Below are 24422 nucleotides of genomic sequence, written 5' to 3'. Positions count from 1 at the left end.
TTTGCCGGTTGCCTGATCCGGGAATTTCGACAAAATGCCCCGAACATCCAGAAGAAATATGCCGCTCCCCTCCCTTCCCGGGGTGGCGGTGCCTTGAGGGAGTGACGAGCCGATGAGCCATCCCAAGCCCCGCATCCTGCGCCCGCAGGCCGATTTCCGCTTCCCCGGCGGCGCGCGCGTCGGCGTGATCTTCAACATCGCCTATGAGGGATGGTCCCCCGGCGTGGTCCCCGGCATCGGCCCGATGGGCAACCCGCTGAAGCCCGGCTTCTACGATGCCAATGCGGCGTCCTGGGGCATGTTCGGCGCGGTGCGCGGCATCTGGCGGGCGCTGGAGATCGCGGCGCGCAACGGCGTGAAGGCCAGCGTGATGACCAACGGCGTGCTGGCGGAACAATGGCCGGACACGATCAAGGCCATCCACCAGGGCGGGCATGAGATCATCGCCCATTCCTACGGCATGGACATCATCCCCGTGTATCTGGACGAGGCCGGGCAGCGGGAGAACATCACCCGCACCACGGGCCTGATCAGCGACCTGACGGGCGAGAAGCCGATCGGCTGGATCAGCCCGCGCGGCACCGGCAGCCCGATCCATGTGCGCCTGCTGGCCGAAGCCGGCTACACGCATCACGGCGACTGCAACGACGACGACATGCCGCACCTCGCCATCGAGGCCTCGGGCCATGAGATCATCGGCATCCCGCTGATCATGGACATCAACGACCTGCCGAGCGCCATCCGCTACGGCAACAATGCCCGCGCGATGCTGGAGCAGTTCCAGGACGCCTTCGCGGCCTGCCTGGAGCGCGAGACGCGGCCCGTGACGCTCGACGTCACCATCCACACCCATGTCTATGGCCGCCCCGCCGGCGCCTGGGTCTTCGATGAGATCATGAAGATCGTGAAGGCGACGCCGGAGGCCTGGACGGGCACGCGCGCCGAGCTCGCGGCGCATATGCAGGCGCATCGCGCGGCGCTGGTCACCTGCGAGGGCAGCAGCCGATGATCGCGCGCCGGCTGCTGCTGGGCGGCGCGCTGGCGCTGCCCGCGATCGGCGCGCGGGCGCAGGCCGCCTGGCCGGACCGGCCCGTGCGCTTCGTCGTCGCCTTCGCGCCCGGCGGGCCGGCGGACATCATCGCCCGGCTTCTGGCGCAGGCGCTGAGCGAGGTCTGGCCGCATCCCGTCGTGGTGGAGAATCGGGGCGGCGCGGGCGGCAACATCGCGGCGCAGGCCGTGGCGCGCGCGGCGCCGGATGGGCTGACGGCGCTGCTGACCACCAGCGCCTTCGCGGTCAATCCGAGCCTGTCGCGCAATGCGGGCTACCGGCCGCAGGAATTCGCCGTCGCCTCCGTCGTCGCGGGCACGCCGAACCTCTTCGCCGTGCGCGGCGATGGCGAGGTGCGGACGCTGCGGGACCTGGTGGAGATCGGGCGGCGGCGTCCCGTCAACTTCGGCTCCGCCGGTATCGGGTCCACACCGCATCTCTCGGCGGAGAACCTGCTCAAGACCATCGCGAAGGTGCAGGCGGAGCACATCCCCTTTACCGGCGCGGGGCCGGCCATGACGGCGGCGCTGGGCGGGCAGATCGACATGGCCTCCGTCGCGCTGCCGGCGGCGGTGCAGATCGTGCAGTCCGGCCGCGCACGGGGCCTCGCCGTCACCAGCGCGCGGCGCGTGGCCGCGCTGCCGGATGTGCCGACGGTGGCGGAGGCGGGCTTCGATCCGATCGTCGACCTCACCTGGTGCTGCGTGCTGTTCCCGGCCGCGGTGCCGGAAGCGGTGCTGGAGAAGGTGAACGCCGACGTGAACCGACTGCTGGCGACGCCCGCCTTCCAGGCGCGGCTGGCCGCCACGGGCTTCGACCCGATCGGGGGTTCGCGGGCGGAGAACAGCCGCTTCGTCGCGGATGAATTGCAGCGTTGGGGCGAGGTGGTGCGCGGGCTGAACATCTCGCTTGACTGAGCCCGCGCGACGCGCGGGTTGCCTGGGAGGATAACAAGAATGACCATGATGTTCCCGCGGCGCCGGGCGCTGCTCGGCGCTGCGCTGATGATGCCCTTCGTCGCGCGGGCGCAGCCGGCCTGGCCGGACCGGCCCATCCGCTTCGTCTGCGGCTTCGCGCCGGGCGGGCCGGCGGATGTGGTGGCGCGCATCATGGCGCAGGCGCTGGGGCCGAAGCTGCCGCAGCCCATCATCGTGGAGAACCGCGTCGGCGCCGGCGGCAACATCGCGTCACAGCAGGTGGCGCGCGCGGCGCCGGATGGCCACACCATCCTCTTCGCCACCACCTCCTTCGTCGTGAATCCGGCGCTGTCGCCGCGCGCGGGCTACCGGGTGGAGGATTTCGTCGGCGCGGCCGTCGTCGCCTCCACGCCCCACATGCTCGTCACGCATCCCCAGGCGGGGCCGCCGGATCTGGCCGCGCTGATCGCACTCGGCAGGCAGCGGCAGCTGAACCTGGCGGTGCCGGGCGTGGGCACCACCGGCCATCTCTCGGCGGAGCGCATCCTGAGCGTGCTGGGCGGCGCGGATGTCCAGCCCATCGGCTTCCCCGGCGCCGCGCCCGTGGTCACCGCCGTGCTGTCGCGCCAGGTCGATGTCGGTACCATCGCGATGAACACGGGCGTGGAGCAGGTGCGCGCGGGCAGCGTGCGCGGCGTGGTGGTGACGGGGGCGCAGCGATCCGCCGCGCTGCCGGATGTGCCGACCGCGGTCGAGCTCGGATTCCCCGAAGCCGTCGATGCCACCTGGATCGCGGCCCTTTTCCCCGCCGCGACGCCGCGCCCGATCCTGGCGCGCATGAACGCCGAAGTGAATGCCGCGCTGGCGGAGCCCGAGGTACGCGCGCGCCTGCAGGCCACCGGACTCGATCCCGTCGGCGGGCCGCAGGAGGAAGCGGCGCGCTATGTCGGTGAGGAATTCCAGCGCTGGACTGGCATCGGCCGCGCCACGGGCATCCAGGTGGATTGATCGCATGACGATGATCGTGGAACGGGACGTGGCGATCCCCATGGCGGATGGCGTGGTGCTGCGCGCCAATGTCTTCCGTCCGGAGGGACCGGGCCCGTTCCCCGTCATCATGTCCATGGGCATCTACGGCAAGGACATCCACTTCGCCGATGGCTACACGCCGCAATGGGCGGTGCTGACGAAGCTCTATCCCGGCCTGGCGACCGATGGCAGCACGGGCCGCTGGCTGCGCTGGGAAGTGCCGGACCCCGAGCGCTTCGTCCCCGACGGCTTCGCGCTGGTGAACGTCGATTCGCGCGGCAGCGGCAAGTCGCCCGGCTACCTCGACCCCTTTTCGCCGCGAGAGACGCAGGATTACGCGGAGGCGATCGACTGGGCCGGCACGCAGCCCTGGTCGAACGGGAAGGTCGGTCTGCTCGGCGTCTCCTACCTCGCCATCAAGCAGTGGCAGGTGGCCGCACTTCGGCCGAAGCACCTGGCGGCTATCGTGCCGTGGGAGGGTGCCACGGACCTCTACCGGGACTGGAGCCACCATGGCGGCATCCTGTCCAATTCCTTCACCGAGGCCTGGTGGCCGCGCCAGGCGCTGGTGAACCAGCATGGCAGCGCGGAGACGCCGCACCGGGACCGCGAGACCGGCGAGCGCACGACCGGCCCCGCCGCCTTCAGCGCCGATATCCTGAAGGGCAGCCGGTCGGAGCATCCGCAGCAGATCGCGGAACATCCCCTCGACGATGGCTGGATGCGCGAACGCACGCCGGACCTCTCGCGCATCACGGTGCCGGTGCTCTCCGCGGGCAATTGGGGCGGCCCCGGCCTGCATCTCCGCGGCAATACGCTGGGCTTCGAGCGGGCGGGCACGCCCGACAAATGGCTTTCGATGCATGACGGCACGCATTACGAGAGCTTCTACCTGCCCGACTACGTCGCGATGCAGAAGCGCTTCCTCGGCCATTTCCTGCGCGGCGACGCGAATGGGTGGGAGAGCGAGCCGCGCGTGCAGCTCTCCATCCGCCATCCCGGCCGCCCCAGCCTGCGGCGCATGGAGCGGGAATGGCCGCTGGCGCGGACACACTGGACGAAGCTGTACCTGGGTGACCGAAGCCTGGGCTGGACGGCGCCCGGCGATGACGCCGTGCTGGACTACGACGCCTTCGGCGAGGGCATCGATTTCACCACCGCGCCCTTCGACACCGCGATGGAATTCACGGGCCCGCTCGCGCTGCGGCTCTGGGTCGCATCCAGCACGGTGGACATGGATGTCTTCGCGACGCTGCGCTGCTTCGCGCCGGATGGGCAGGAGGTCGTCTTCACCGGCGCGCATGAACCCGTGCCCGTCGCGCGCGGCTGGCTCCGCGCGTCGCATCGCGCGCTGGATGAGGCGCGATCCACCCCCTGGCGCCCCTGGCATCCGCATGACCGCGTGGAGCCGCTGGAGCCCGGCACCTTCGTGAAGCTGGACATCGAGATCTGGCCGACCTGCCTCGTCGTGCCGCTGGGCCATCGCCTGGTGCTGACCGTCGCGGGACGGGACTTCGAATACCCCGGCAGGCCCGGCCGCATCCTGCACAACCACCAGCGCGACCGCGACGCCACCATCTTCGGCGGCCGCAACAGTATCGCGACGGGTGGTGCGCGGGAGAGCTTCCTGCTGATGCCGCTGATCCCGGAGCGATGACGCCCGGGCAGTAACGAAACCAGAGCCGCGATAGCGGCCGGGAGGAGATGGCCATGACGAACCGTCGTTCCCTGCTGGCGCTGGCCGGCGCGGCACTCGCCCTGCCGGCCCGCGCGCAGCCCGCCTGGCCCGATCGCGCCGTCACGCTGGTGGCGCCCTTCACGCCGGGCGGGCCCGTCGATGCGCTGGCCCGGCTGCTGGCCGCGGGGCTGCAGGCGAAAATCGGCGTGCCGGCGGTGGTGGAGAACCGGCCCGGTGGCGGCGGCAGCATCGGCATCGCTTCCGTCGCCCGCGCGGCGCCGGATGGCACCACGCTGCTGGTCGCCGCCGCGGGCAACCTGACCATCAATCCAAGCCTGATCCGCAACGCGCCCTTCAATGTGGAGCGCGACCTGGCGCCGGTCGCGATCCTGGCCAGCTCGCCCAACGTCATCGCGGTGGGGCCGAACGTGCCGGCCGCGACGGTGGCGGAACTGCTGGCGCTGGCGCGGCGCACGCCAGGCGGCCTCTCCTACGGCTCCCCCGGCGCGGGATCGCAGCAGCATCTGGCCGGGGAGCTGATCGCCAGCCGCAGCGGCGCGGCGCTGACCCACATCCCCTATCGCGGCAGCTCCCATGCCGCGACGGACCTCGTCTCCGGCCAGATCCACTTCGTCATCAGCAACCTGCTGGCGGTGCAGCCGCTGCTGGCGGCGGGGCGGGCGCGGGCCATCGCGCAGCTCGCCACCACGCGCAGCGCCATGCTGCCGGAGGTGCCGACCCTGGCGGAGGCGGGGGAGCCGCCACTCGATGTCCGGTCCTGGTTCGGCGTGCTGGTCCCGCGCGCGACGCCGGCGCCGCTGGTCAACGCCATCCACGCCGCCTGCGGCGCCGTGGCGCGCAGCGAGGCGACGCAGGACGCCTTCCGCCGCCAGGCGCTGGAAGCGATGGATGAAAGCCCCGACGATTTCGCGACCCGATTGCGGGAGGAGACGTCCCGCTGGGCCGAGGTGATCCGCACGGCCCGCATCCAGCTCGACAACTGAGGAACGACGGACATGCACAGCTTCGACCTTCGCGCCGAACAGGTCTGGAACCCGCAGCGCCATGTGGAGAAGATCCTCGGCCGCAGCGCCGGCGGCGACTTCACCGTGGCCTGCTGGGAACCTGGCCAGGTCAGCCCCAACCACTGCCACCCCTGGGCGACGGAGATCTATTTCTGCTTCGAGGGCGGCGGCGTGATGTGGACGCCGGAGGGCAGCGTGGATGTCACGCCCGGCCGCTTCGTCGTGCACCCGCCGGGCGAGGTGCATGAATACACCAACGGCCCGCAGCGGACCTTGCTGTTCCGCGTCCGCTACGGCGAGGATGTGGCGACGCGCTTCGTGGACTGGCCGACCAATCCGGACTGGAAGCCGCGGCCCGTCGATACGGAATACTTCGCCGCCCATCCGGTCGGCGCAACGCCGCCGCGCTGACGGCGCAACAGGGGGGAACGGGAATGAGACGGGTATCGATCACGCTCGGCCTGCTGGCGCTGCTCGCGCAACCGGCCGATGCGCAGCCCACGGCGCTGCAGCGCTGCGAGGAGCTGGCGGGCCTCGCCATTCCCGCCGCCGCCATCGGCCTGCCGACCGGCGGTGCCGCCGTCACCACGGCGCGGCGCCTGGCGGAAACGCCACCACGCCCGCATCCCGATGGGGAGTTCGCGCAGGCGCTGCCCGTGCATTGCAACGTGCAGGGGGAGATCCGGCCCGTCGATCCCGCGGCGCCACGCATCCTGTTCAACGTCAACCTGCCGCTTTCCTGGAACGGCCGCGCGCTGCAATCCGGCGGTGGCGGGCTCGGCGGGTCCGTCATCACCGCGCCGGGCCAGAAGGCCTCCGCCCGCTTCGATCCCGTGCCGCTGACCGCGCCCTATCCCATCGCGCTGGGCTACGCGACCTTCGGCGGCGATGGCGGCCACCAGGGCAACGACGTCGCCTTCATGCGCAATGACGAGGCGATGCGGAACTGGGGCGTCGAGTCCATGAAGAAGACGCGCGACGTGGCGCTGCGCGTCATCGAGGCCGCCTATGGAAGCGCGCCAACCCGCGTGATCTTCAACGGCGAATCAGCGGGGGGGCGCGAGGCGCTGATGGTCGCGCAGCGCTTCCCCGATGACTATGACGGCGTCATCGCCGTCTCCCCGGTGCTGAGCTGGTTCTACATCCACCTGGCCGACAACCACATCCGTTCGCTCATGGTGTCCGGCTGGCTGGATGCGGCAGCGGTTCGGCTGGTGGCGGAGCGCACGCGGCAGAGCTGCGACGAGGCCGATGGCGTCAGGGACGGCATCATCGCCCGCTACCTGGAATGCCCGAACGATGTCGCGACGCTGCGCTGCCCCGATGGCGCGCGCGGCCAGGGCTGCCTGAGCGACGCGCAGATCGCCGTGGTGAACGCGATCCGGGAGCCCTGGTCGATGCAGGTGCCGCTCGCGCATGGCATCACGCGCTACCCCGGCTTCGGCGTGACGGGGGATGAGGACGCGCCGCGCTACCAGTGGCCCTTCTACGTCACGGGCGCGGAGCCGCCTTCCTTCCCGCTGCCGCCGGGGCGGGGGTTCGAGCCGCGCCGCGGCGCCGTGCTGAACTTCGCCGCCATCCTGGTGCGCCACGCCATCGTGCAGGACGAGGCCTTCGACCCCTTCCACTTCCAGGCCACGCGCCACGCCGCGCGGCTGCAATACCTCTCCACGCTCTTCGACGCGACGGACCCGGACCTGACGCGCTTCCGCGCCCGTGGCGGCAAGCTGATCCTGCTGCAGCCCGCCGCCGACAATGCCGTCGGCACGCCGATGGTCGCGGAATACTACCGCAGCGTGGTGGCGCGGATGGGCCAGGCGGAGACGGACAGCTTCCTGCGCTTCTACGTCACGGCTGGCAGCGGCCATAATGTCGTCGGCCCCTCCCAGTTCGACACGCTGTCGATCCTGGAGGGCTGGCTGGACGGCACCGCGCCGCCCGATGCGCCGGCCGCCTTCGACATCCATCCGGAGACGCTGCAGACCGTCCGCTCCATGCCGGCCTGCCGCTACCCCGCCTATGCCCGCTACAGCGGCAGCGGCGATCCCAACCGGGCGGAGAGTTTCACCTGCACCGCCCGGCCGGACCCGCTGGGGTTCGCGCCTGCGCGTTAGGCCTTGGCGTCGGGGGAGGGGGCCTCGTCCTCCTCCTCCGCCAGCTGCAGGATCTCCGCCGTGCTCAGCATCAGGATGCGGCGGTGGTCCAGGATCTGCGGCACCTGGTGCTGCAGCGTCTCCCACCGCGCCTCCACGGCATCCAGCGCGGCATCGAGGTTGTCGAAGCGCTCCTCCTCCGGCTGGGGGCGCCCGGCGCGCCAGCGCAGATAGACCGGGTTCTGTTGGGTCATGCGTGATCCTCCGGCATTGGTGGCGCCTGCTTACCGTGCCGGGCGCGAAGCGTCAGCCCTCATGGATCTAGACCGGCTCCGCCGGATGGATCGAGACCGGCTCCGCCAGCGTGGCCCATTCCTCGTCATCCGCGGTGGTGCCGGTGGTCCACATCAGCACGGCGAAGCGGCCGGGCCGGTCCAGCACCCGGACGGGGTGGTGCCAGGTGCCGGTGCGGTAGTTCACGGCCTGGTCGCCGCGGGCGAGGAAGGCGCGCAGCCCCGCCTCCGCCGGCCTTCCGCCGGCATCGGGCGCGACCAGGATCACCCAGCGCGCCACATCCATGGGCGCGAAGCATTGGGAGGAGCGGTTGTGCCGCTCCATCCGCGTCGCCTCCAGCGGCAGGGCCCAGGGCTCCGAGCAGCTGAAGGACAGGCGCGGCTGCGTCGCGCCATCGGTGCCGCCGATGGTCTGGTCGAGCAGGAAGCGCGCCCCCGGCGGCGGGGCTTCCACCACATCGCCGAAGGGGGCGAAGGCCGCCTGCGTCAGCGGTTGCAGCACCAGGCGGCGGGTCATGCGGTGGTCCTTCCAGCGAAGGCGCCAGCATGGCGGAAGCGCGCGGCCGCTCCAATGGCTGGCGCGGCGCGCGGCTTGCGGCATGATGGCGGGATGACCACGGAGCAGCGCCCATGTCCTCCGCCCTGACCGGCCCCTATGCCCGGGACCTCATCGGCTATGGCCGCAACCCGCCGCATCCCCGCTGGCCCGGCGGCGCGCGCATCGCGATCAACTTCGTCATGAACTACGAGGAAGGGTCCGAATACTCGCTGATGGATGGCGACGGATTCTCCGAGGCCACGCTGACGGAGAGCGCGGCCAATGTCGTGCCCGCCGGCGGCCGCGACCTGGCGGCGGAGGGCATGTTCGAATACGGCGTCCGCGTCGGCTTCTGGCGCATCATGCGGCTTTTCGCGGAGCGCAACTGGCCGATGACGATCTTCGCCTGCGCCCTGGCGCTGGAACGCCACCCGCCCGCGGCCGAGGCGATCCGGGAGGCCGGGCACGATATCTGCTGCCATGGCTGGCGCTGGATCGAGCACTACAAGCTGACCAAGGAGCAGGAGCGCGAGCATATCCGCCTGGCGGTGGAGAGCCTGCAGCGCACCATCGGGTCGCGCCCGCTCGGCTGGTATTGCCGCTATGGACCCAGCGTGCACACGCGCGGGCTTCTCGTGGAGGAAGGCGGCTTCCGCTACGACAGCGACTGCTACAATGACGAGCTGCCCTACTGGGTGCTGCAGGACGGCAAGCCGCAGCTCATCGTGCCCTATTCGCTGGTGACCAACGACAGCAAGTTCGGCCGCGGCGTCTTCGCGACCTCGGAGGACTACTTCCAGTTCCTCAAGGACCAGTTCGACATGCTGTATGCGGAGGGACGGACGCAGCCGAAGATGATGTCCTGCGGCCTGCATCTCCGCTCCATCGGCCATCCCGCGCGCGCGGCGGGGCTGATGCGCTTCCTCGACTATATCGGGAAGTTCGAGGGGGTCTGGGTCGCGCGTCGGGCGGAGATCGCGGAGCATTGGCGCGCGACCTTCCCGTACCAGCCGGGCATGGAGCAGATCGCGAAGGTCGGGCCCTAGGCCGCGAGGCTCATCAGGCTGGCATTGCCGCCAGCCGCCGCGGTGTTGGTGCTGATGGCGCGCTCCGCCACCAGCATGTCGAGCGAGGCGGCATCGCGGAGCGCCAGGACGGGTCGGACCGGCCCATCCAGCGCGGCGATGTGCTGCGCGAGCGTGACCAGTGCCGTGCCCTCCGCTTCCGCCAGCACGGCGGCACAATCCTCCGCCTGCACGGCCTCCACGCGCTCCACCAGGCCGGGCGGCAGGCGGAAGGAGGCGGGTGCCACGACACGCACCGCATTGCCGGCGGCGAGCGCGGCGGCCGCGAGACACCAGGCGCCATCTTCCGTGACGGGCACGCACAGGACGCGGCCGCGCGGTTCCACACGGTAGCGGTTGCTCTCGCCGACCGGGCCCGGCAGCAGCCGGTCCTCGCCGAGGCGCGAGGCCGCGATGGCATCGGCGCAGAAGGCGGCGGCCTCGTCATGGCCGGCGGCCTGAAGCCAGGCGAGAAAGCTCTCCGCCGCCGGTGTCGCCGCCGCACTGCGCGCATCCGGCGCGGCGCGCATCAGCCGCCGCAGATAGAGCGGCCCGCCCGCCTTGGGCCCGGTGCCGGACAGGGCATGCCCGCCGAAGGGCTGCACGCCGACGACGGCGCCGATGATGCTGCGGTTGACATAGACGTTGCCCGCCGGCGCGGCCTCCACCAGGCGGTCGATGGTCTCGTCGATGCGCGAATGAACGCCGAAGGTCAGCGCATAGCCGGTGGCGGCAATGTCGCGGATCAGCGCCTCCATCCCGTCGCGCCGGAAGCGCAGCACATGCAGGACAGGGCCGAAAACTTCCTTCGTCAGGGCGCTCACGTCGTCGATCTCGATCAGCGTCGGCGCGACAAAGTGGCCGTGGTCGCAGTCCGGCGGCAGGGCCAGCGCATGCATGGCGTGGCCGGCCTCGCGCATCGCCTCCACATGCGCCAGCAGCCCCGCCTTCGCCTCGGCGGAGATCACCGGCCCCACATCGGTGTCGAGGCGATCTGGCCGCCCCACACGCAGCTCCGCCATCGCGCCCTTCAGCATGGCGATGACGGTTTCCGCCACCTCCTCCTGCACACAGAGCAGCCGCAGCGCGGAGCAGCGCTGGCCGGCGCTGTCGAAGGCGGAGGCCAGCACATCCGCCACCACCTGTTCCGGCTGGGCAGAACTGTCCACCACCAGCGCATTCTGCCCGCCCGTCTCCGCCACCAGCGGCACCGGCAGCCCATCCCGCCCGAGGCGTTTCGCGAGTTCACGGTTGATGAGGCGCGCGACCTCCGTCGATCCCGTGAACATCACGCCCTGCACGCGCGGGTCCGCGACCAGCGCCGCGCCGACCGTGCCATCGCCCAGAACGAGGTGCAGCACGTCCCGCGGCACGCCAGCCTCATGCAGGATCGCGACGGCTGTTCCGCCGATCAGCGGCACTTCCTCGGCCGGCTTGGCGAGCACCGTGTTCCCCGCGGCGAGCGCGGCGGCGACCTGCCCCGTGAAGATGGCGAGGGGAAAATTCCACGGCGCGATGCAGGCGATGGGCCCGAGCGCACGTCCCGCCAGCCCGCGCGATTCCGCCGCGTAGTAGCGCAGGAAATCGACGGCCTCCCGCACCTCCGCGATGGCGTTGGGCAGGGACTTCCCGGCTTCCCGCACGATCGGGCCGAGCAGCGCCGGCATGCGCGCCTCCATGAGGTCGGCGGCGCGTTCCAGCATCGCGGCGCGGGTCGCGGCGGGTGTCGCTTCCCAGCCGGGCGCGGCGGCATCGGCGGCGGCGATCGCGGCCTGCACGGCATCGGGCGTCGCGTCGCGCACCGTGCCGACGATGTCGCGCGTGTCGGCGGGGTTCAGCACGGGGCGTGCTTCGCTGCCGGCATCCAGCGTGCCGGCGCGCAGCGTCGCGGCCAGCGCTTCCAGCCTGTCCTCATCCGCCAGGTCCATCCCCGCGCTGTTGGCGCGCGACGCGCCGAGGATCGCGCGCGGCGCCGCGATACCGTCATGCGGGCGTCCCACCGGGGTCAGCGAGGACGCCACCGCGACGGGATCCTCCAGCAGTGCTTCCACCGGCACGGCCGGGTCATGGATGCGGTTGACGAAGGAGGAATTGGCGCCGTTCTCCAACAGCCGCCGGACCAGATAGGCCAGCAGCGTCTCATGTGTGCCGACCGGCGCGTAGATGCGGCAGGCGCGGCCGAGCCGCCCCACCACCGCCTCATAGAGCGGCTCCCCCATCCCGTGCAGGCACTGGAATTCGTAATCCGCATCGGGCCCCGCCATGGCGTGGATGGCGCCGACCGTCATCGCGTTGTGCGTGGCGAATTGGGGAAAGATCGCATCCGGCGCCGCCAGCATCCGCTTCGCACAGGCGAGGTAGGAGACATCCGTATGGACCTTGCGCGTGAACACCGGGAAGTCCGCCTGGCCGTCCAGCTGCGCGCGCTTGATCTCACTGTCCCAATAGGCGCCCTTCACCAGCCGCACCATCATCCGCCGCCCGGTCCGCCGCGCCATGTCGGCGACGACGTCGATGACGAAGGGCGCGCGCCGCTGATAGGCCTGGATGACGAAGCCGATGCCGTTCCAGCCCGCCAGCGCCGGGTCCGCGCAGAGCGCCTCCAGCAAATCGAGCGACAGCTCCAGCCGCTCGCTCTCCTCCGCATCGATGTTCAGTCCGATGTCATGGCGCCGCGCCAGCCGCGCCAGGCCGAGCAGCCGCGGCAGCAGCTCCGCCATCACGCGGCCCCGCTGCGCGCGGGAATAGCGCGGATGGAGCGCGGAGAGCTTGATGGAGATGCCCGGACCCTCCATGATCCCGCGCCCGGCGCTCGCCTGGCCGATGGCGTGGATCGCGCCCTCATAGGCGCTCAGATACCGGGCGGCATCCGCCGCCGTCATCGCCGCCTCGCCCAGCATGTCGAAGGAATGGCGAAAGCCCTTCGCCTCCATGGCGCGGGCGCGCCTCAGCGCTTCCTCGATCGTCTCGCCGCGGACGAACTGCTCCCCCATCATGCGCATGGCCATGTCCATGCCGCGGCGGATCACGGGCTCCCCGGCCCGCGCCACCAGCCGGGTCAGCGCCGCGCCCAGCCCGCCCTCGGTCGCCGTCGCGCTCAGCCGCCCCGTCACCACCAGGCCCCAGGTGGCCGCATTGACGAAGAGGGAGGGCGAATGGCCGAGATGCGCCGCCCAGTCGCCGCCGCCGATCTTGTCGCGGATCAGCGCATCGCGCGTCGCGTCGTCGGGGATGCGCAGCAGCGCCTCCGCGAGGCACATCAGCGCGACGCCCTCCTCCGAGGAGAGCGAGAATTCCTGCACCAGCGCCTCCACCCCGCCGCGGCGGGGGCGGGCGCGGAGCGTCGTGACGAGGTCCCGCGCCAGCGCCGTCGCCTCGGCCTGGGCAGCGCCGTCGAGCCGCGCGGCCTCGATCAGCGGTGGCAGGCAATCCGTCTCCGCACGTCGCGTGGCGGCGGTGACGGTGCGGCGCAGCGCTTCGCGGGCAGGCGCATCGGCCAGCAGGTCGGCAAAGGGCGGGGTCATGGCGGCGGCTCCGTCTCGGCGCCCGAAGGCTAGGGGCCGCGACGCCGGATCACCATCTGGCGTTTTGTGCCGGTGGCCATAGGATCAATGGCCAGAAGCCCATAAACCCGAAGGATCACCGGTGCTGGACAGGATCGACCTCCGCCTGCTGGACATCCTCCAGCGCGACGGCCGCATCACCGATGCGGAGCTGGCCGAGCGCATCGGCCTCTCCCCCGCCGCCACCAGCGAGCGCTTCCGCCGCCTGGTGGCCCAGGGCTACATCCTGGGCTTCAGCGCCCGGCTGAACCCCCAGAAGCTCGGCCTCGGCCTGCTGGCCTTCGTGGAGGTGCTGCTCGACAAGACCACCCCCGACGCCTTCGCCCGCTTCGCGGAGGCCGTGACGCGCGCACCGGAGGTGCTGGAATGCCACATGGTCGCCGGCGGCTTCGACTACCTGGTCAAGGCGCGGCTCGCCGACATGGCCGCCTATCGCCGCTTCCTGGGCGAGGTGCTGCTGAGCCTGCCCGGGGTGAAGGAGACGCGGACCTACGCCGTGATGGAGGAGGTCAAGAATGATGGCCCGCTGCGCCTCCTCTGATTGCCCTCAGACGCCGGGCGCGGCCTCCGGCCGCTTGGCTTCGCGGCACATGCCGCGGGCCGCATTCCGGGACCCCATGCACGTTGTGAAGCAACGTGCATGGGCACCCGTCGCGGCCTCGGCCGGCTTTGCCGGCCGCAGGTCACTCCGCGCGTGCGGTGGAATCACTCCGCCGCCTTCGCCCCCGCATAGGTCCAGCCGCTCGCCCCGATCTTCGCCCCCGCGCTGGCAGCGACCGAGGCCTGGTCGATGGCCAGCTTGCCGGGGTTCAGCAGATTGTAGGGGTCCATCGCCCGCTTGAAGGCGATCTCCGTCTCATCGACCGGCTTCATGCCGTTCTCCCGCACCAGGAAGGTGTGGTTGTTGGCACCGATCGCGCCGTCTTCCTGCATCCCCGCCGTCACCGCGGCCAGCTGCGCCTCATCCTCGTAGCGGAACAGCGGAGAGCCCTGGAAGGACAGCGTGCCATCGAGGCGCTTCGCCTCCAGGTGGAAGGGGCCGAGGCCCGCGAAGCGCTTCACGGAGCGCGCGATCGACTCCACCAGGCCCGGATCGCGGTAGAGCCCGATGCAGTTCACCAGGCTGCGGTCCTGCTTGTTGACGTGGAAGCGCGTGTGCCCCCAGGCGAATTCATAGGCCGGCGCGCCATAGCTGCCCTGGCCCTCCGCCGCCGTCGCCGTGATGGTGCCGCCGAAATCCCGCGCCAGGCTTTCGAAGGATTCGAAGAATGGCGCGGCGACCATGCAGATCGCCATGTGCTGCCCCTCCCGCATCGCGCCCGCCAGCGGCGGGATGAGCGAGGGCAGGGGCCATTGGTGCAGGCAGATCAGCTTCTTGATGATGCCGTCGCTGACCGCCAGCGCATGGCCGAAGCGGACCGCCTGCATGAAGTCGGGGAAGCAGACCATCGCCTCCTGCCACGCCCAGGCGGGGGCGAGGGGCATCTCCGCCTCCAGGATCAGCCCGTTGGCGCCATAGGCGTGGTGCACCAAATTCACGTCCGGACCACGCAATTCGACGATGCGCGGCTCCTCCTCCACGCTCACCACCTGCAGCGCCAGGATGTTCCCGCGGTCGCGCAGGATGCCGTATTGGCAGCTGCCCACCCCCGCATGCCCGCCGCCGAGATAGCCGCCGAGCGTGGAGGCGCGGCGCGTCGAGGGATGCATCCGCAGCTCATACCCCGCCGGCTTTGTCGCGGCATCGAGGTCGATGAGCCGGATGCCGCATTCCGCCCGCACCACGGGGCCGCGATGCCACACCACGCTGTCCAGCGCCGTCATGTCCAGCAGCGCGCCGCCCCGCAGCGGGATGCCCTGGCCGAAATTGGCGGTGCCGGCGCCGCGCGCGATCAGCGGGACCTTGGCGCGCGCGGCGGCGGCGGCGATGCGCAGCACGTCCTCGCGGTTCCGCGGCCGCAGCAGCACATCGGCGCTGCGGTCCTTCGCTTCACGTTTGAGCACCGGGCTGAAGGCGCCGCTCATGTCCCGGCTGCGCTGGCGGACCAGCACGGGGTCGGTGATGGCCGGGATGTCGGCCAGCGCATTCAGGAAGGCGGGCAGGTCGGCTTGCATGGGCGATCTCCTGACGCCAGGAAGCATCGGCCGCGCGCGCCGGGAAGCAGCACTTTGCGCGCGGGGCGTTGCCTTCCGGGCAGCACCCCGGCAGGCTGGCGCCATGCGATCCCTGCACGGGCGGATGCTCCGCTACCTCGATGAGGTCGCGCGTCACGGCTCCATCCGGGGCGCCGCCGCGCGGCTTTCCGTCTCCGCCTCCTCCATCAACCGGCAATTGCTGGCGCTGGAGGCGGAGATGGGCGTGGCCCTCTTCGACCGCCTGCCGAACCGGCTAAGGCTGACGGCGGCCGGGGAGGCGCTGGTCGCCCATATCCGCCGGACGCTGGCCGACCACGAGCGCACGGCCGCGCTGATCGAGGAGATGCGCGGCAGCCATGGCGGAACGCTGACGGTCGCGATGATGGGCGGCCTCGGCCCCGAACTCATCGCCCGCACGGTGCTGGCCGCCCGCGCGGCGCGGCCGCGGATGCGCCTGGTCTTCCAGCGCCTGTCACTCGCGGACATCCTGGCCGCGGTGCGAGAGGGCCGTGCCGATCTCGGCCTGGCCTATGGCGCGGAGGGGCAGCGCGGGATCGCGACGCTGATGGCCTGGGAATGCCGCCTCGGCGCCGTCATGCCGCCGGACCATCCGCTGGCCGGCCACGCCTCGCTGCGCCTGGCGGACCTTCTGGCCGCCCGGCTGGTGCTGCCGGCGGAGGGCATGTCGCTCCGCCCGCTGGTGGAAGCCGGCCTCGCCCGCGGCGGCCTGCGCCCCGACCCCATCGTGGAGGCGAATGAGGTGGAGGTGATGAAGCGCATCGCCGTCCTCGCCCAGGGCGTGACGCTGCTGAACCGCCTGAACATCCAGCCGGAGGAAGCGCGCGGCGACCTCGCCTTCGTGCCCATCGAGGATCGCGCCCTGCCATCCCAGACGCTCCGCCTCTTCACCGCGGAACGCGCCGCGCAGCCCGTGCTCTCCGGCGTCTTCGCGGAGGCGCTGCGCGGCGTGATCGAGCCGATGCTGGCGTATCAACCCAGTTCGAACAGCGCCTCCACCTCGATCGGGATGTCGGAATAAAGCTCCGCCACGCCGATCGCGGAGCGGCAATGCCGCCCGCCCTCCCCGAAGACATCGACCATGAGGTCGGAGAAGCCGTGCAGCACCTCCGACGGCCGGTTGAAGCCGGGCGCGCAGTTGATGAAGCCCATGACGCGCACGCAGCGCACCACCGGATCCAGCGTGCCGAGGTAATGCCGCAGCGTGGAGAGGCAGCAGAGCCCCGTGATCCGCGCGGCTTCCCGCCCCTGCTCGATGGAAAGCTCGCGGCCGAGCTTGCCGACGACGAGCGGCACATTGCCCTCGCCCAGCGGGCCGTGGCCGCTCATATAGACATGGATGCCGGATCGCAGCGCGCGCACGCGATTCGCCTCGTCCCGGAAGGGCGGCGGCAGCGTGACGCCGAGTGCGGCCAGGCGTTCTTCGTTGGTGGCCATGCTCAATGCTCCTCCAGCAGCCGCCCGCAGCCCGCGATGCGGTCCGTGATCCCGTGGCTGCGCAGCGCGTGCCAGTAGGTGACGGCATTGATGGCCAGCACGGGCTTGCCGAGCCAGGCCTCCGCCTGCGCCGCCAGATGCATCATCGGCAAATTGGCGCCGAACTGGATGATGGCGCGGACTTCCGGCCGGTTCACCTCGTTGATGGCATCCCGCAGCGTGGCCAATGGCGTCAGCCCGATGCCGACCGGGGAGGGGCGCTGCAGATGCTTCGCGGCCACCACTTCGCAGCCGATCTCCGCGAGGTAGTTGACGAGGTGGCTGTGGGCCACGGGGAAGTAGGGCGTCACCAGCCCGACCGGCCCGGTGATGCCCAGCGCCTTCAGCGCGGCGGGCAGCGCATCCGCCGCCTGGGTGAAGGGCAGGCCGCCGGTCATGCGGTCCACCCGATCCTGGATGGCGCGGGCGGCGGCCAGGCCGCCGCCCCAGATGCTCTCGGCGGAGATGCCGAGCACGATGCGGTCGGGCTGCGCCGTCAGCACCCGTTCCAGTGCGGCTTCCAGCGCCGCATCGATGCGGCTGATCAGCGTGTCGAAATCCGCATCGCTGTTCAGCGGATCATTGGCGATATGCATCCGCGCGACATGGTTCGTGATGCCGCGCGGGCGCATCGTGTCGTATTCCGGCTGCACCACCGTGTTGGTGGAGGGCGTGACCACCCCGAAGCAGCCGCGCCACCCCAACACGTCCGGCATGTCAGCGCGGAACCCGGCCGGAGGCGACCAGGTAGGCGCGCTCGGCTTCCGCCATCTGCGCCACCGCGGCGTTCAGCTTCTCCGGCGTGTCCAGCGCCGGGTCGGGCAGCGCGCCGAGGGTGCGGAATTCCTCCACCAGCGCGGGGTCGGCGACGGCGGCGCGGAAGGCCGCGGCCAGCCAGGCCTTGCGATCCGCCGGCACCGCCTTCGGCACCGCGATCCAGCGGCTGACGCCCCAGTTCACGTCATCCCGCCCGATCACGCTGTTCACCGTCGGCGTTTCCGGCAGGAAGGCGGTGGGCTGGCGGCCCGTCACCGCGATGGGCAGCAGGCGGTTGCCCTGCATGTGGCCGCGCACCTCCGCGAAGAAGCCGAAGGCGAGGTCCACATTGTTGCCGAGCAGCGCCGTGATGCCCGGGCCGCCACCCTGGAAGGGCACCTTGAGGAAGCGCGACCCGCTGGCCTGTTCCAGCTGCTCGATCAGGTATTCGTAGTAGCCGCCGACGACGTTCGCGACGCGGATGGTGCCCGGCCGCGCCCGCGCCGCCTCCAGCAGCCCGCGCAGCCCGCCCGTCTTGAAGGGGCCTTCCGCATTGACCATCAGGTTCAGCGGCTCGGCGTTCAGATGCGCGATGTGGTCGAGGTCGCTGACCTGCCAGCGGCCCTGGGATCGCGCGGCGTCGGAGATGACGAGGTTCGCGATGATGCCGATGGCGTGCCCGTCATGCGGCGCCTGGGTCGCGAGCCAGGTATGGCCGACCAGCCCGGCGCCGCCGGTGCGGTTGTTCACGAAGCTGCGCTCGCCGGTCACACGCTCGAAGAAGCGCTGCACGACGCGGCCGGTGATGTCCATGCCGCCGCCGGCGGGATAGACGACGACCATCTCGATCGGCTCCCGCGGATAGCCCGCGGGCTTGATGGCATTGAGCGCGGCGCGCGCGGGATGCGCATCCTGCGCCAGGGCCGCGCCGGCGAAGGGCAGGGCGGCGCCGGTGGCAAGCAGGCCGCGTCGGGTGATGGTCATGCTGTTCCTCCCACAAGGGTTGTTGTTTTGCGCTTGAAGACGACCAGCAGAAGGATCCCGACGGCGGCGGCGATCATCACCGCCGCCAGCGGGCGCTGGAGGAAGATCATCGCCCCGTCGGGCGACATCACCATGGATTGGCGCAGCGACTGTTCCAGCAGCGGCGCCAGCACGAAGGCCAGCACCAGCGGCGCCAGCTCATAGCCCAGCTTGCGCAGGAACCAGCCCACCACGCCGAAGCCGAGCATGACCCAGAGGTCGAAGAGGTTGCGGTTGGCCGAATAGGTGCCGACCAGCGCCAGCAGCAGGATGGCCGGGAACAGCACGGCATAGGGCACGCGCAGCAGCTGCACCCAGAGCCCCACCAGCGGCAGGTTCAGCACCAGCAGGAAGACATTGCCGATATAGAGGCTGGCGATCACGCCCCAGAAGACATCGGCGCGGTCGATCATCATGGTCGGGCCGGGCTGCACGCCATTGATGATCAGCGCGCCCATCAGCAGCGCCGTCACCGCATTGCCGGGAATGCCGAGCGAGAGCAGCGGGATCATGCCGGAGGACACCGCCGCGTTGTTCGCGGCCTCCGGCCCCGCCACGCCTTCGATCCGCCCCTTACCGAAACTCTCCGGGTTCTTCCCGACGCGCCGCTCCACGGCGTAGGAGAGGAAGGACGCCGTGACGGGCCCGCCCCCCGGCAGCAGCCCGATGGCGAAGCCGAGCCCCGTGCCGCGCAGGATCGGTGCCCAGGACGCCTTCCAATCCGCGCGATTGGGCCAGAGGTTGGACAGCTTCGCCTTCACCGCCATGCCGCGCGCGGATTGCTCCACATTCAGCAGGATCTCCGACACGCCGAACAGCCCGATGACCACCGCCAGCAATTCGATACCGGCGGAGAGATCGACGCTGCCCGCGGTGAAGCGGAACTCGCCCGTGACGATGTCCATGCCGATCGCGGCCAGCCAGGCGCCGAGCCCGATCATGATCGCGCCCTTCAGCGCCGATCCCTGGATCATGAGGATGGTGCAGGCGAGGCCCAGCAGCATCAGCGCGGCGTATTCCGGCGGCCCCATGCGGATGGCGAAGGCGCCCAGCATCGGCGCCGCCAGGCACAGCACCACGATGCCGACCGTGCCCGCGATGAACGACCCCAGCGCCGCCATGCCCAGCGCCGCGCCCGCGCGCCCCTGCTTCGCCATCGCATAGCCATCGAGGCAGGTGACGACGGAGGCGGCCTCTCCGGGGATGTTCACGAGGACGGAGGTGATCGATCCGCCATACATCGACCCGTAGAAGATGGCACACAGCATCGCCACCGCGCCCACCGGCGGCAGCGCCACCGTCGCCGGCAGCAGCAGGGACAGCGCGGCCAGCGGGCCGATGCCGGGCAGCACGCCGATCAGGGTGCCGATGACGCTGCCGATGAAGATGAACTGGATGTTCTGCCAGGTCAGGATGACCTCGAACCCCGCCAGCAGGCCGACGATCGGGTCCATGCCTCAGAACCCGAGGGGGCCGCGCGGCAGCGGCGTGCCGAGGGCCACGGCGAAAAGCAGGTGCATGCTGCCCGCGGCCACGATGCCGGTGACGATGGCGGAGACCCAGGATTTCTCCGGCGCGATGACGCGGAACAGCAGCGGCAGGCCGAGCACGCCGGCCAGCGCGAAGCCGAGCCACGGCACCGCCAGGATCATGCCCGCGACGACGACGACCAGCACGAGGACACGGAAGGGCGCGCCGGGCGCTTCCCAGAATTGCGGCGCGATCTCCTCACCCGGCGCGGGTCGGCCGCCCGTGGCCACATGGCGCAGCAGCAGCCCGACGCCGCCGCCCAGCACGAGCACCCCCGCCAGGAAGGGGAAGAGGCCGGAGCCCGGGCCGCTCGGGTCGCTCAGGCCGAGCGAGCGCGAACTCCAGCACAGCGCGATGCCGAGCATGACCCAGAACAGGCTGACCGCTGCGTCGAGACGCGCCATGGCATTCCTGGTGTCGTTTCTTCCCGCTTCCAGCATCGCGCGATACGCACCGGTCGCGCAAGCTACCTTGTCCGTACAACCCGATGGCCATAGGGTAGCCCCAATCGGGAGGACATCCGGCGCATGGACGGCGGACACGTTCAGGCTTTTCCACGGCTGTTCACGCCGGTGCGGATCGGGCAGGCGACGTCGCGCAACCGCGTCATGCGCGTCGCCACCACCTCCAACCTCGCGGAGATGAACCGCGTGGGCGAGCGTATGCTGGCCTTCTATCGCAGCGTTGCCGAAGGTGGTGCGGGCGTCGTGGTCAGCGAAGCCGCGCGCGTGCATCCCGGGGATGCGGTGACGCCGCAGGCCATCCCGCTGTTCGACCGCGGGCCCATCCCGGGGCTGCGCAAGCTGGTGGGCCAGGTGCATGATGCCGGGGCGCTCTTCGTCTTCCAGCTCAACCATGGCGGCCGCCAGCATCTCGGCCGGCGCGTCGGCACCTTGATCGCGCCCTCCGCCATTCCCTGCCCGCGTTCCGGCGGCACGCCGCATGCGCTGACGACGGTGGAGGTGGAGCAGATGGTGGAGGCCTTCGTCTCCGCCTCCCTCAACGCCATGGAGACCGGCGCCGATGGCGTGGAGATCCATGGCGCGCAGGGCCATCTGATCGGCCAGTTCGTCTCGCCCTACACGAACAAGCGCGACGACCGCTATGGCGGCAGCCTGGAGAACCGGCTGCGCTTCCCGACCGAGATCCTGCAGGGCGTGCGCCGGCGCATCGGCCACCGCGCCATCATCGGCTATCGCCTGGCGGTGGAGGAATTCACAGCCGGCGGCATCGATGCCGACCAGGCCTGCGAGATCGCGGCAAGGCTCGCGCGGGAGGGGCTGTGTGACTACGTCTCGCTCAGCCAGGGCAACTTCAACACCATCGATACCCACCTGCCCGACCGCCACTGGCCGCAGGAGGCCTATCGCGGCATCCAGGCCGCGGTGAAGCGCGCGGTGGGCGATGACTGCGTCGTGGTGCAATCCACGCGCGTGCAGACGCCCGACCAGGCGGAGAGCATCATCGCATCCGGCGACGGGGACATGGTCGGGCTCTGCCGCGCGCTGATCGTCGATCCCGACTGGGCGAACAAGGCGCGGACGGGACGTGCCGCGGAAATCCGCCGCTGCATCGCCTGCAACCAGTGCTGGGACTGGATCAGCAGCGGCGAGCCCATCGGCTGCTCCACCAACCCCGTGGCGGGGCGGGAGCACTTCTTCGGCAAGCTGAAGCGGGCCGTCAGCAACACCGTCGTTGTCGTCGGTGGCGGCCCCGCGGGCATGGAGGCCGCGCGCATCGCGGCGGAGCGCGGCCACCGCGTGGTGCTGTTCGAACGCGATGCCGTCCTCGGCGGCAAGTTCCGCGACGCCAGCCACTTCCCGCTGGGCGGCGAGGTCCGGCACCTGACGCTGTTCCAGGAAGGCGCCTTGAAGCGCGCGGGGGTGGAGGTGCGCCTCAACGAGGAAGCGACACTTGCGACGATCATGGCGGAGCAGCCGCATGCCGTGATCGTCGCGGCCGGCGCGCAGGCGATCGCACCCTCGCTGCCCGGCGATGGCAGCGTGCCGGTGCTGGCGCCGACCTCCATCGGCGAATTGGCGTCGCTGCGTGGCGGGTCTGCGAAGCGCATCCTGCTGATGGATGAGGATGGCTACTACTGGGCCGCCGCCATCGCGGAAGCGGTCGCGCCGCTCGGCAAGCTCATGGTCACCACGCGCTTCTTCGAGCCCTTCCGCGAATTGCCGATGGTATCGCGCATCGCGACCTTGCGCGAACTGGACAAGGCCGGCGCGGAATACCGCACCTCCATGGCCCCCGTGCGGATCGAGGGCGGCGCCGTGGTGCTGCGCCACTACCTCACGGGGCGTGAGGGCTGGGTGGAGGATTGCGCCGCGCTGCTCTGGATCGGCCAGGCGCAATCGCGCAACGGCCTGGTGGAAGCGCTGAAGCGCGCGGGGGTGGAGCGCACGCATCTGGTCGGTGATGCCTATGCGCCGCGCCGCGTCGCCGTCGCGCTGGTCGAGGCTCAGATCGCCGCGCGGGCGGTATAGGGGGAACGCCAATGTCCATCATCAAGCGCAGCATCGATGGCGACACCGCGCAGCGGATGATCGAGGCCGCGGTCGCGAAATCGCGGGAGCTGAAGAAGGCGATGTGCATCGCCATCGTCAATGAATGCGGCCAGCTCAAGGCCTTCCACGCCATGGACGGCGCCGCGCACCTCGCCATCCAGATATCGCAGGACAAGGCGTGGACGGCGTCCTCCTTCGGCATCGCCACGCATGTCTGGTGGGACTTCATCAAGAACGACCCGCCGCTGCTGCACGGCATCACGCATACGCCGCGCCTGACCATCTTCGGCGGTGGCTATCCCGTGATGGAGGAAGGCCAGATGATCGGCGCCATCGGTGTCTCCGGCGGCCACTATTCCGATGACATGGAAGTGGCCCGCGCGGCGCTGGAGGCAGTGGGCGCGCCGGTTTCCTGAACCGGCTCCGGCGCCTCCTCCTCCTCATCCTCGATCGCCTCGGCGCGCAGCCCCTGCGCGTCGGGGCCCATGCAGAACCAGCACATCGCGATCAGTTCCTGAACAGGCGGGCGGAGGCGATCTCCGCGCCCTGGCGCATCGACTTCAGCTTGGCCCAGACCACGTCATTCGCCACGCGGCCGCGGCCCGCGGAGGTATCGAAGCCGCAATCCGTGCCGGCCTGCACACGCCGCGGATCGCCCATCACCTGCGCCACGCGCTCGATCCGGTCGGCGATCACCTCGGGGTGCTCGATGAAGTTGGTGGTGGTGTCGAGCACGCCGGCGACCAGGATCTGGTCCTCCGCCAGCGGGTGCTTCGCGAAGACCTTGTATTCATGCGCGTGGCGCGGATTGGCGAAGGGCAGCACGAAGCCGCCGACATTGGCCTGCGTGACGATCGGCAGGATGTCCTCCAGCGGCACGTCATGGTCATGCGGGCCCTCGTAATTGCCCCAGCAGACATGCAGCCGCACGCGGTCCCGTGGGATGGCCGCGATGGCCCGGTTGATCGCCGTGATGACGCGTTCGCAGAAGCCGAGGAAGTCACTCAGCGGCCGGTCGCGATAGGAACAATGCCGTTCCAGTGCCAGGTCGGGGCAATCCAGCTGCAGCAGGAAGCCCTGCGCGACGATCGCCTCATATTCCACGCGCAGCGCATCGCCCAGCGCCGCCAGATAGGCTTCCTCGCTGTCATAGTGCCGGTTCTGCACGATGGATCCGATGATGCCGGGGGAGGGCGCCGTCAGGAAGGCCTCCGCATAGCTGCCGGAATGCGCCGCCAGTGCCTGGCGGAAATCCGTGCATTCATCGTTGACGGCGGCGGGGTCGAGGTAGCGGACCTCCCCGATCGCGGCGGGCAGGAAATCCGTGTTGGTCACGGCCTCCTGCTTCCCCGCCAGCTCCTTCACCTGCTGCTTGTAGTCGGGATAGGCATCGAGGTCCGCCCAGCCCGTGCGGCTGCTGCTGTCGCCAAGGCCGCTGAGCCGGTGGCGGAGATACAGCACGAAGCTTTCCCGCTGCTGCTCGCCATTGTTGATGATGTCGAGCCCGCTTTCGATCTGCTTCGGGATCACGCCGAGCAGCGCCGCGCGGCCCTCCGCCTCGATCGCCTTGGGGTCCACCGCCTCCCCCCGCACGCGCCGCGCATAAAGCTTCGTCAGCGCCGCCGGGCGCGGCAGGCTGCCGGTATGGGTGGTCAGGATGCGCGTCTCGCTGTGCTTCATGGTCACGTTCCGTCCCGGGTGCTTGGGGACGACGCTACCGGA

At 70.6% G+C, this 24422-nt stretch carries 22 protein-coding genes; 12 read left to right on the top strand and 10 right to left on the bottom strand.

All coding sequences use genetic code 11. From position 1 onward, the window contains the following. Positions 1 to 112: 112 nt before the first annotated feature. Genes JJI54_RS22310 through JJI54_RS22280 form a run of 7 tightly spaced genes read left to right on the top strand, consistent with a single transcriptional unit; the run spans position 113 to position 7811 of the window. Positions 113 to 1009 (top strand): polysaccharide deacetylase family protein, encoded by an 897-nt coding sequence (locus JJI54_RS22310; protein WP_203075263.1) that lies wholly within the window; start codon positions 113 to 115, stop codon positions 1007 to 1009. Then, complete coding sequence (locus JJI54_RS22305; RefSeq protein WP_203075262.1) at positions 1006 to 1965, top strand: tripartite tricarboxylate transporter substrate-binding protein; 960 nt, start codon at positions 1006 to 1008, stop codon at positions 1963 to 1965. The genes JJI54_RS22310 and JJI54_RS22305 overlap by 4 nt, the downstream gene beginning before the upstream one ends. A 39-nt stretch (positions 1966 to 2004) precedes the next feature. Beyond that, positions 2005 to 2973, top strand: coding sequence for a Bug family tripartite tricarboxylate transporter substrate binding protein (locus JJI54_RS22300; RefSeq protein ID WP_203075261.1), 969 nt, complete (start codon positions 2005 to 2007; stop codon positions 2971 to 2973). 4 nt (positions 2974 to 2977) lie between these two features. Beyond that, the gene (locus JJI54_RS22295; RefSeq protein WP_203075260.1) at positions 2978 to 4651 is read left to right on the top strand and encodes a CocE/NonD family hydrolase; all 1674 of its coding nucleotides are present in this window, start codon (positions 2978 to 2980) and stop codon (positions 4649 to 4651) included. Positions 4652 to 4704: 53 nt separating this feature from the next. Further along, a complete protein-coding gene (locus JJI54_RS22290) occupies positions 4705 to 5676 on the top strand; it encodes a tripartite tricarboxylate transporter substrate-binding protein (RefSeq protein WP_226381989.1) in 972 nt (323 codons plus the stop codon). A 12-nt stretch (positions 5677 to 5688) separates the two neighbouring features. Then, positions 5689 to 6108, top strand: a complete 420-nt coding sequence (locus JJI54_RS22285; protein ID WP_203075258.1) for a cupin domain-containing protein — start codon at positions 5689 to 5691, stop codon at positions 6106 to 6108. A gap of 23 nt (positions 6109 to 6131) precedes the next feature. Beyond that, on the top strand, positions 6132 to 7811 hold the full coding sequence (locus JJI54_RS22280) for a tannase/feruloyl esterase family alpha/beta hydrolase (RefSeq protein WP_203075257.1): 1680 nt from the start codon (positions 6132 to 6134) through the stop codon (positions 7809 to 7811). On the opposite strand, the gene JJI54_RS22275 is transcribed toward JJI54_RS22280, so the two are convergent. Together JJI54_RS22275 and JJI54_RS22270 are read right to left on the bottom strand one after the other, a co-directional pair. Continuing rightward, on the bottom strand, positions 7808 to 8044 hold the full coding sequence (locus tag JJI54_RS22275) for a hypothetical protein (RefSeq protein WP_203075256.1): 237 nt from the start codon (positions 8042 to 8044) through the stop codon (positions 7808 to 7810). The genes JJI54_RS22280 and JJI54_RS22275 overlap by 4 nt on opposite strands. A 67-nt stretch (positions 8045 to 8111) precedes the next feature. Then, positions 8112 to 8600 (bottom strand): ureidoglycolate lyase, encoded by a 489-nt coding sequence (locus tag JJI54_RS22270; RefSeq protein ID WP_203075255.1) that lies wholly within the window; start codon positions 8598 to 8600, stop codon positions 8112 to 8114. 113 nt (positions 8601 to 8713) lie between these two features. On the opposite strand from JJI54_RS22270, the gene JJI54_RS22265 reads away from it, so the two are divergent. Further along, on the top strand, positions 8714 to 9667 hold the full coding sequence (locus JJI54_RS22265; protein ID WP_226381988.1) for an allantoinase PuuE: 954 nt from the start codon (positions 8714 to 8716) through the stop codon (positions 9665 to 9667). Here JJI54_RS22265 and putA read toward each other — a convergent pair. Continuing rightward, positions 9664 to 13209: a bifunctional proline dehydrogenase/L-glutamate gamma-semialdehyde dehydrogenase PutA gene (gene putA / locus JJI54_RS22260; RefSeq protein WP_203075254.1), complete on the bottom strand. Its 3546-nt coding sequence runs from the start codon at positions 13207 to 13209 to the stop codon at positions 9664 to 9666. The two genes, JJI54_RS22265 and putA, sit on opposite strands and share 4 nt — an antisense overlap. A gap of 121 nt (positions 13210 to 13330) precedes the next feature. Between putA and JJI54_RS22255 the strand changes: the two genes are divergently transcribed. Beyond that, complete coding sequence (locus tag JJI54_RS22255; protein WP_456305609.1) at positions 13331 to 13789, top strand: Lrp/AsnC ligand binding domain-containing protein; 459 nt, start codon at positions 13331 to 13333, stop codon at positions 13787 to 13789. 164 nt (positions 13790 to 13953) lie between these two features. On the opposite strand, the gene JJI54_RS22250 is transcribed toward JJI54_RS22255, so the two are convergent. Then, the gene (locus tag JJI54_RS22250; protein ID WP_203075253.1) at positions 13954 to 15363 is read right to left on the bottom strand and encodes an FAD-binding oxidoreductase; all 1410 of its coding nucleotides are present in this window, start codon (positions 15361 to 15363) and stop codon (positions 13954 to 13956) included. 103 nt (positions 15364 to 15466) lie between these two features. On the opposite strand from JJI54_RS22250, the gene JJI54_RS22245 reads away from it, so the two are divergent. Then, positions 15467 to 16423 (top strand): LysR family transcriptional regulator, encoded by a 957-nt coding sequence (locus JJI54_RS22245; protein WP_203075252.1) that lies wholly within the window; start codon positions 15467 to 15469, stop codon positions 16421 to 16423. Here the strand turns inward: JJI54_RS22245 and JJI54_RS22240 are convergent. Genes JJI54_RS22240 through JJI54_RS22220 form a run of 5 tightly spaced genes read right to left on the bottom strand, consistent with a single transcriptional unit; the run spans position 16375 to position 20591 of the window. After that, on the bottom strand, positions 16375 to 16839 hold the full coding sequence (locus JJI54_RS22240) for a RidA family protein (protein ID WP_203075251.1): 465 nt from the start codon (positions 16837 to 16839) through the stop codon (positions 16375 to 16377). The two genes, JJI54_RS22245 and JJI54_RS22240, sit on opposite strands and share 49 nt — an antisense overlap. Positions 16840 to 16841: 2 nt before the next feature. Further along, a complete protein-coding gene (locus JJI54_RS22235) occupies positions 16842 to 17594 on the bottom strand; it encodes a maleate cis-trans isomerase family protein (RefSeq protein ID WP_203075250.1) in 753 nt (250 codons plus the stop codon). Position 17595: 1 nt separating this feature from the next. Further along, the gene (locus JJI54_RS22230; RefSeq protein WP_203075249.1) at positions 17596 to 18618 is read right to left on the bottom strand and encodes a Bug family tripartite tricarboxylate transporter substrate binding protein; all 1023 of its coding nucleotides are present in this window, start codon (positions 18616 to 18618) and stop codon (positions 17596 to 17598) included. Continuing rightward, the gene (locus JJI54_RS22225) at positions 18615 to 20111 is read right to left on the bottom strand and encodes a tripartite tricarboxylate transporter permease (protein WP_203075248.1); all 1497 of its coding nucleotides are present in this window, start codon (positions 20109 to 20111) and stop codon (positions 18615 to 18617) included. Before JJI54_RS22225 ends, JJI54_RS22230 begins: the two co-directional genes overlap by 4 nt. A 3-nt stretch (positions 20112 to 20114) precedes the next feature. Further along, positions 20115 to 20591 (bottom strand): tripartite tricarboxylate transporter TctB family protein, encoded by a 477-nt coding sequence (locus tag JJI54_RS22220; protein WP_203075247.1) that lies wholly within the window; start codon positions 20589 to 20591, stop codon positions 20115 to 20117. Between the two features lie 123 nt (positions 20592 to 20714). Between JJI54_RS22220 and JJI54_RS22215 the strand changes: the two genes are divergently transcribed. Further along, positions 20715 to 22679, top strand: a complete 1965-nt coding sequence (locus JJI54_RS22215) for an oxidoreductase (protein WP_203075246.1) — start codon at positions 20715 to 20717, stop codon at positions 22677 to 22679. A gap of 11 nt (positions 22680 to 22690) precedes the next feature. Continuing rightward, on the top strand, positions 22691 to 23116 hold the full coding sequence (locus JJI54_RS22210) for a GlcG/HbpS family heme-binding protein (protein ID WP_164696434.1): 426 nt from the start codon (positions 22691 to 22693) through the stop codon (positions 23114 to 23116). A 91-nt stretch (positions 23117 to 23207) separates the two neighbouring features. Here JJI54_RS22210 and JJI54_RS22205 read toward each other — a convergent pair whose 3' ends face one another. Then, positions 23208 to 24380, bottom strand: a complete 1173-nt coding sequence (locus tag JJI54_RS22205) for a cobalamin-independent methionine synthase II family protein (RefSeq protein WP_203075245.1) — start codon at positions 24378 to 24380, stop codon at positions 23208 to 23210. Positions 24381 to 24422: the final 42 nt, after the last annotated feature.

This window comes from Falsiroseomonas ponticola, assembly GCF_016805305.1.
In the GTDB taxonomy this organism is placed as follows: domain Bacteria; phylum Pseudomonadota; class Alphaproteobacteria; order Acetobacterales; family Acetobacteraceae; genus Falsiroseomonas; species Falsiroseomonas ponticola.
The sequence above is the reverse complement of the archived record's forward strand: the minus strand, read 5'-3'. Positions and strand labels throughout refer to the sequence as shown.

Bases quoted from the DNA above. Each gene is read 5' to 3' on its own strand.
- JJI54_RS22310 (WP_203075263.1), top strand. From the start codon at position 113: ATGAGCCATCCCAAGCCCCGCATCCTGCGCCCGCAGGCCGATTTCCGC.
- JJI54_RS22305 (WP_203075262.1), top strand. From the start codon at position 1,006: ATGATCGCGCGCCGGCTGCTGCTGGGCGGCGCGCTGGCGCTGCCCGCG.
- JJI54_RS22300 (WP_203075261.1), top strand. From the start codon at position 2,005: ATGACCATGATGTTCCCGCGGCGCCGGGCGCTGCTCGGCGCTGCGCTG.
- JJI54_RS22295 (WP_203075260.1), top strand. From the start codon at position 2,978: ATGACGATGATCGTGGAACGGGACGTGGCGATCCCCATGGCGGATGGC.
- JJI54_RS22290 (WP_226381989.1), top strand. From the start codon at position 4,705: ATGACGAACCGTCGTTCCCTGCTGGCGCTGGCCGGCGCGGCACTCGCC.
- JJI54_RS22285 (WP_203075258.1), top strand. From the start codon at position 5,689: ATGCACAGCTTCGACCTTCGCGCCGAACAGGTCTGGAACCCGCAGCGC.
- JJI54_RS22280 (WP_203075257.1), top strand. From the start codon at position 6,132: ATGAGACGGGTATCGATCACGCTCGGCCTGCTGGCGCTGCTCGCGCAA.
- JJI54_RS22275 (WP_203075256.1), bottom strand. From the start codon at position 8,044: ATGACCCAACAGAACCCGGTCTATCTGCGCTGGCGCGCCGGGCGCCCC.
- JJI54_RS22270 (WP_203075255.1), bottom strand. From the start codon at position 8,600: ATGACCCGCCGCCTGGTGCTGCAACCGCTGACGCAGGCGGCCTTCGCC.
- JJI54_RS22265 (WP_226381988.1), top strand. From the start codon at position 8,714: ATGTCCTCCGCCCTGACCGGCCCCTATGCCCGGGACCTCATCGGCTAT.
- putA (WP_203075254.1), bottom strand. From the start codon at position 13,209: ATGACCCCGCCCTTTGCCGACCTGCTGGCCGATGCGCCTGCCCGCGAA.
- JJI54_RS22250 (WP_203075253.1), bottom strand. From the start codon at position 15,363: ATGCAAGCCGACCTGCCCGCCTTCCTGAATGCGCTGGCCGACATCCCG.
- JJI54_RS22245 (WP_203075252.1), top strand. From the start codon at position 15,467: ATGCGATCCCTGCACGGGCGGATGCTCCGCTACCTCGATGAGGTCGCG.
- JJI54_RS22240 (WP_203075251.1), bottom strand. From the start codon at position 16,839: ATGGCCACCAACGAAGAACGCCTGGCCGCACTCGGCGTCACGCTGCCG.
- JJI54_RS22235 (WP_203075250.1), bottom strand. From the start codon at position 17,594: ATGCCGGACGTGTTGGGGTGGCGCGGCTGCTTCGGGGTGGTCACGCCC.
- JJI54_RS22230 (WP_203075249.1), bottom strand. From the start codon at position 18,618: ATGACCATCACCCGACGCGGCCTGCTTGCCACCGGCGCCGCCCTGCCC.
- JJI54_RS22225 (WP_203075248.1), bottom strand. From the start codon at position 20,111: ATGGACCCGATCGTCGGCCTGCTGGCGGGGTTCGAGGTCATCCTGACC.
- JJI54_RS22220 (WP_203075247.1), bottom strand. From the start codon at position 20,591: ATGGCGCGTCTCGACGCAGCGGTCAGCCTGTTCTGGGTCATGCTCGGC.
- JJI54_RS22215 (WP_203075246.1), top strand. From the start codon at position 20,715: ATGGACGGCGGACACGTTCAGGCTTTTCCACGGCTGTTCACGCCGGTG.
- JJI54_RS22210 (WP_164696434.1), top strand. From the start codon at position 22,691: ATGTCCATCATCAAGCGCAGCATCGATGGCGACACCGCGCAGCGGATG.
- JJI54_RS22205 (WP_203075245.1), bottom strand. From the start codon at position 24,380: ATGAAGCACAGCGAGACGCGCATCCTGACCACCCATACCGGCAGCCTG.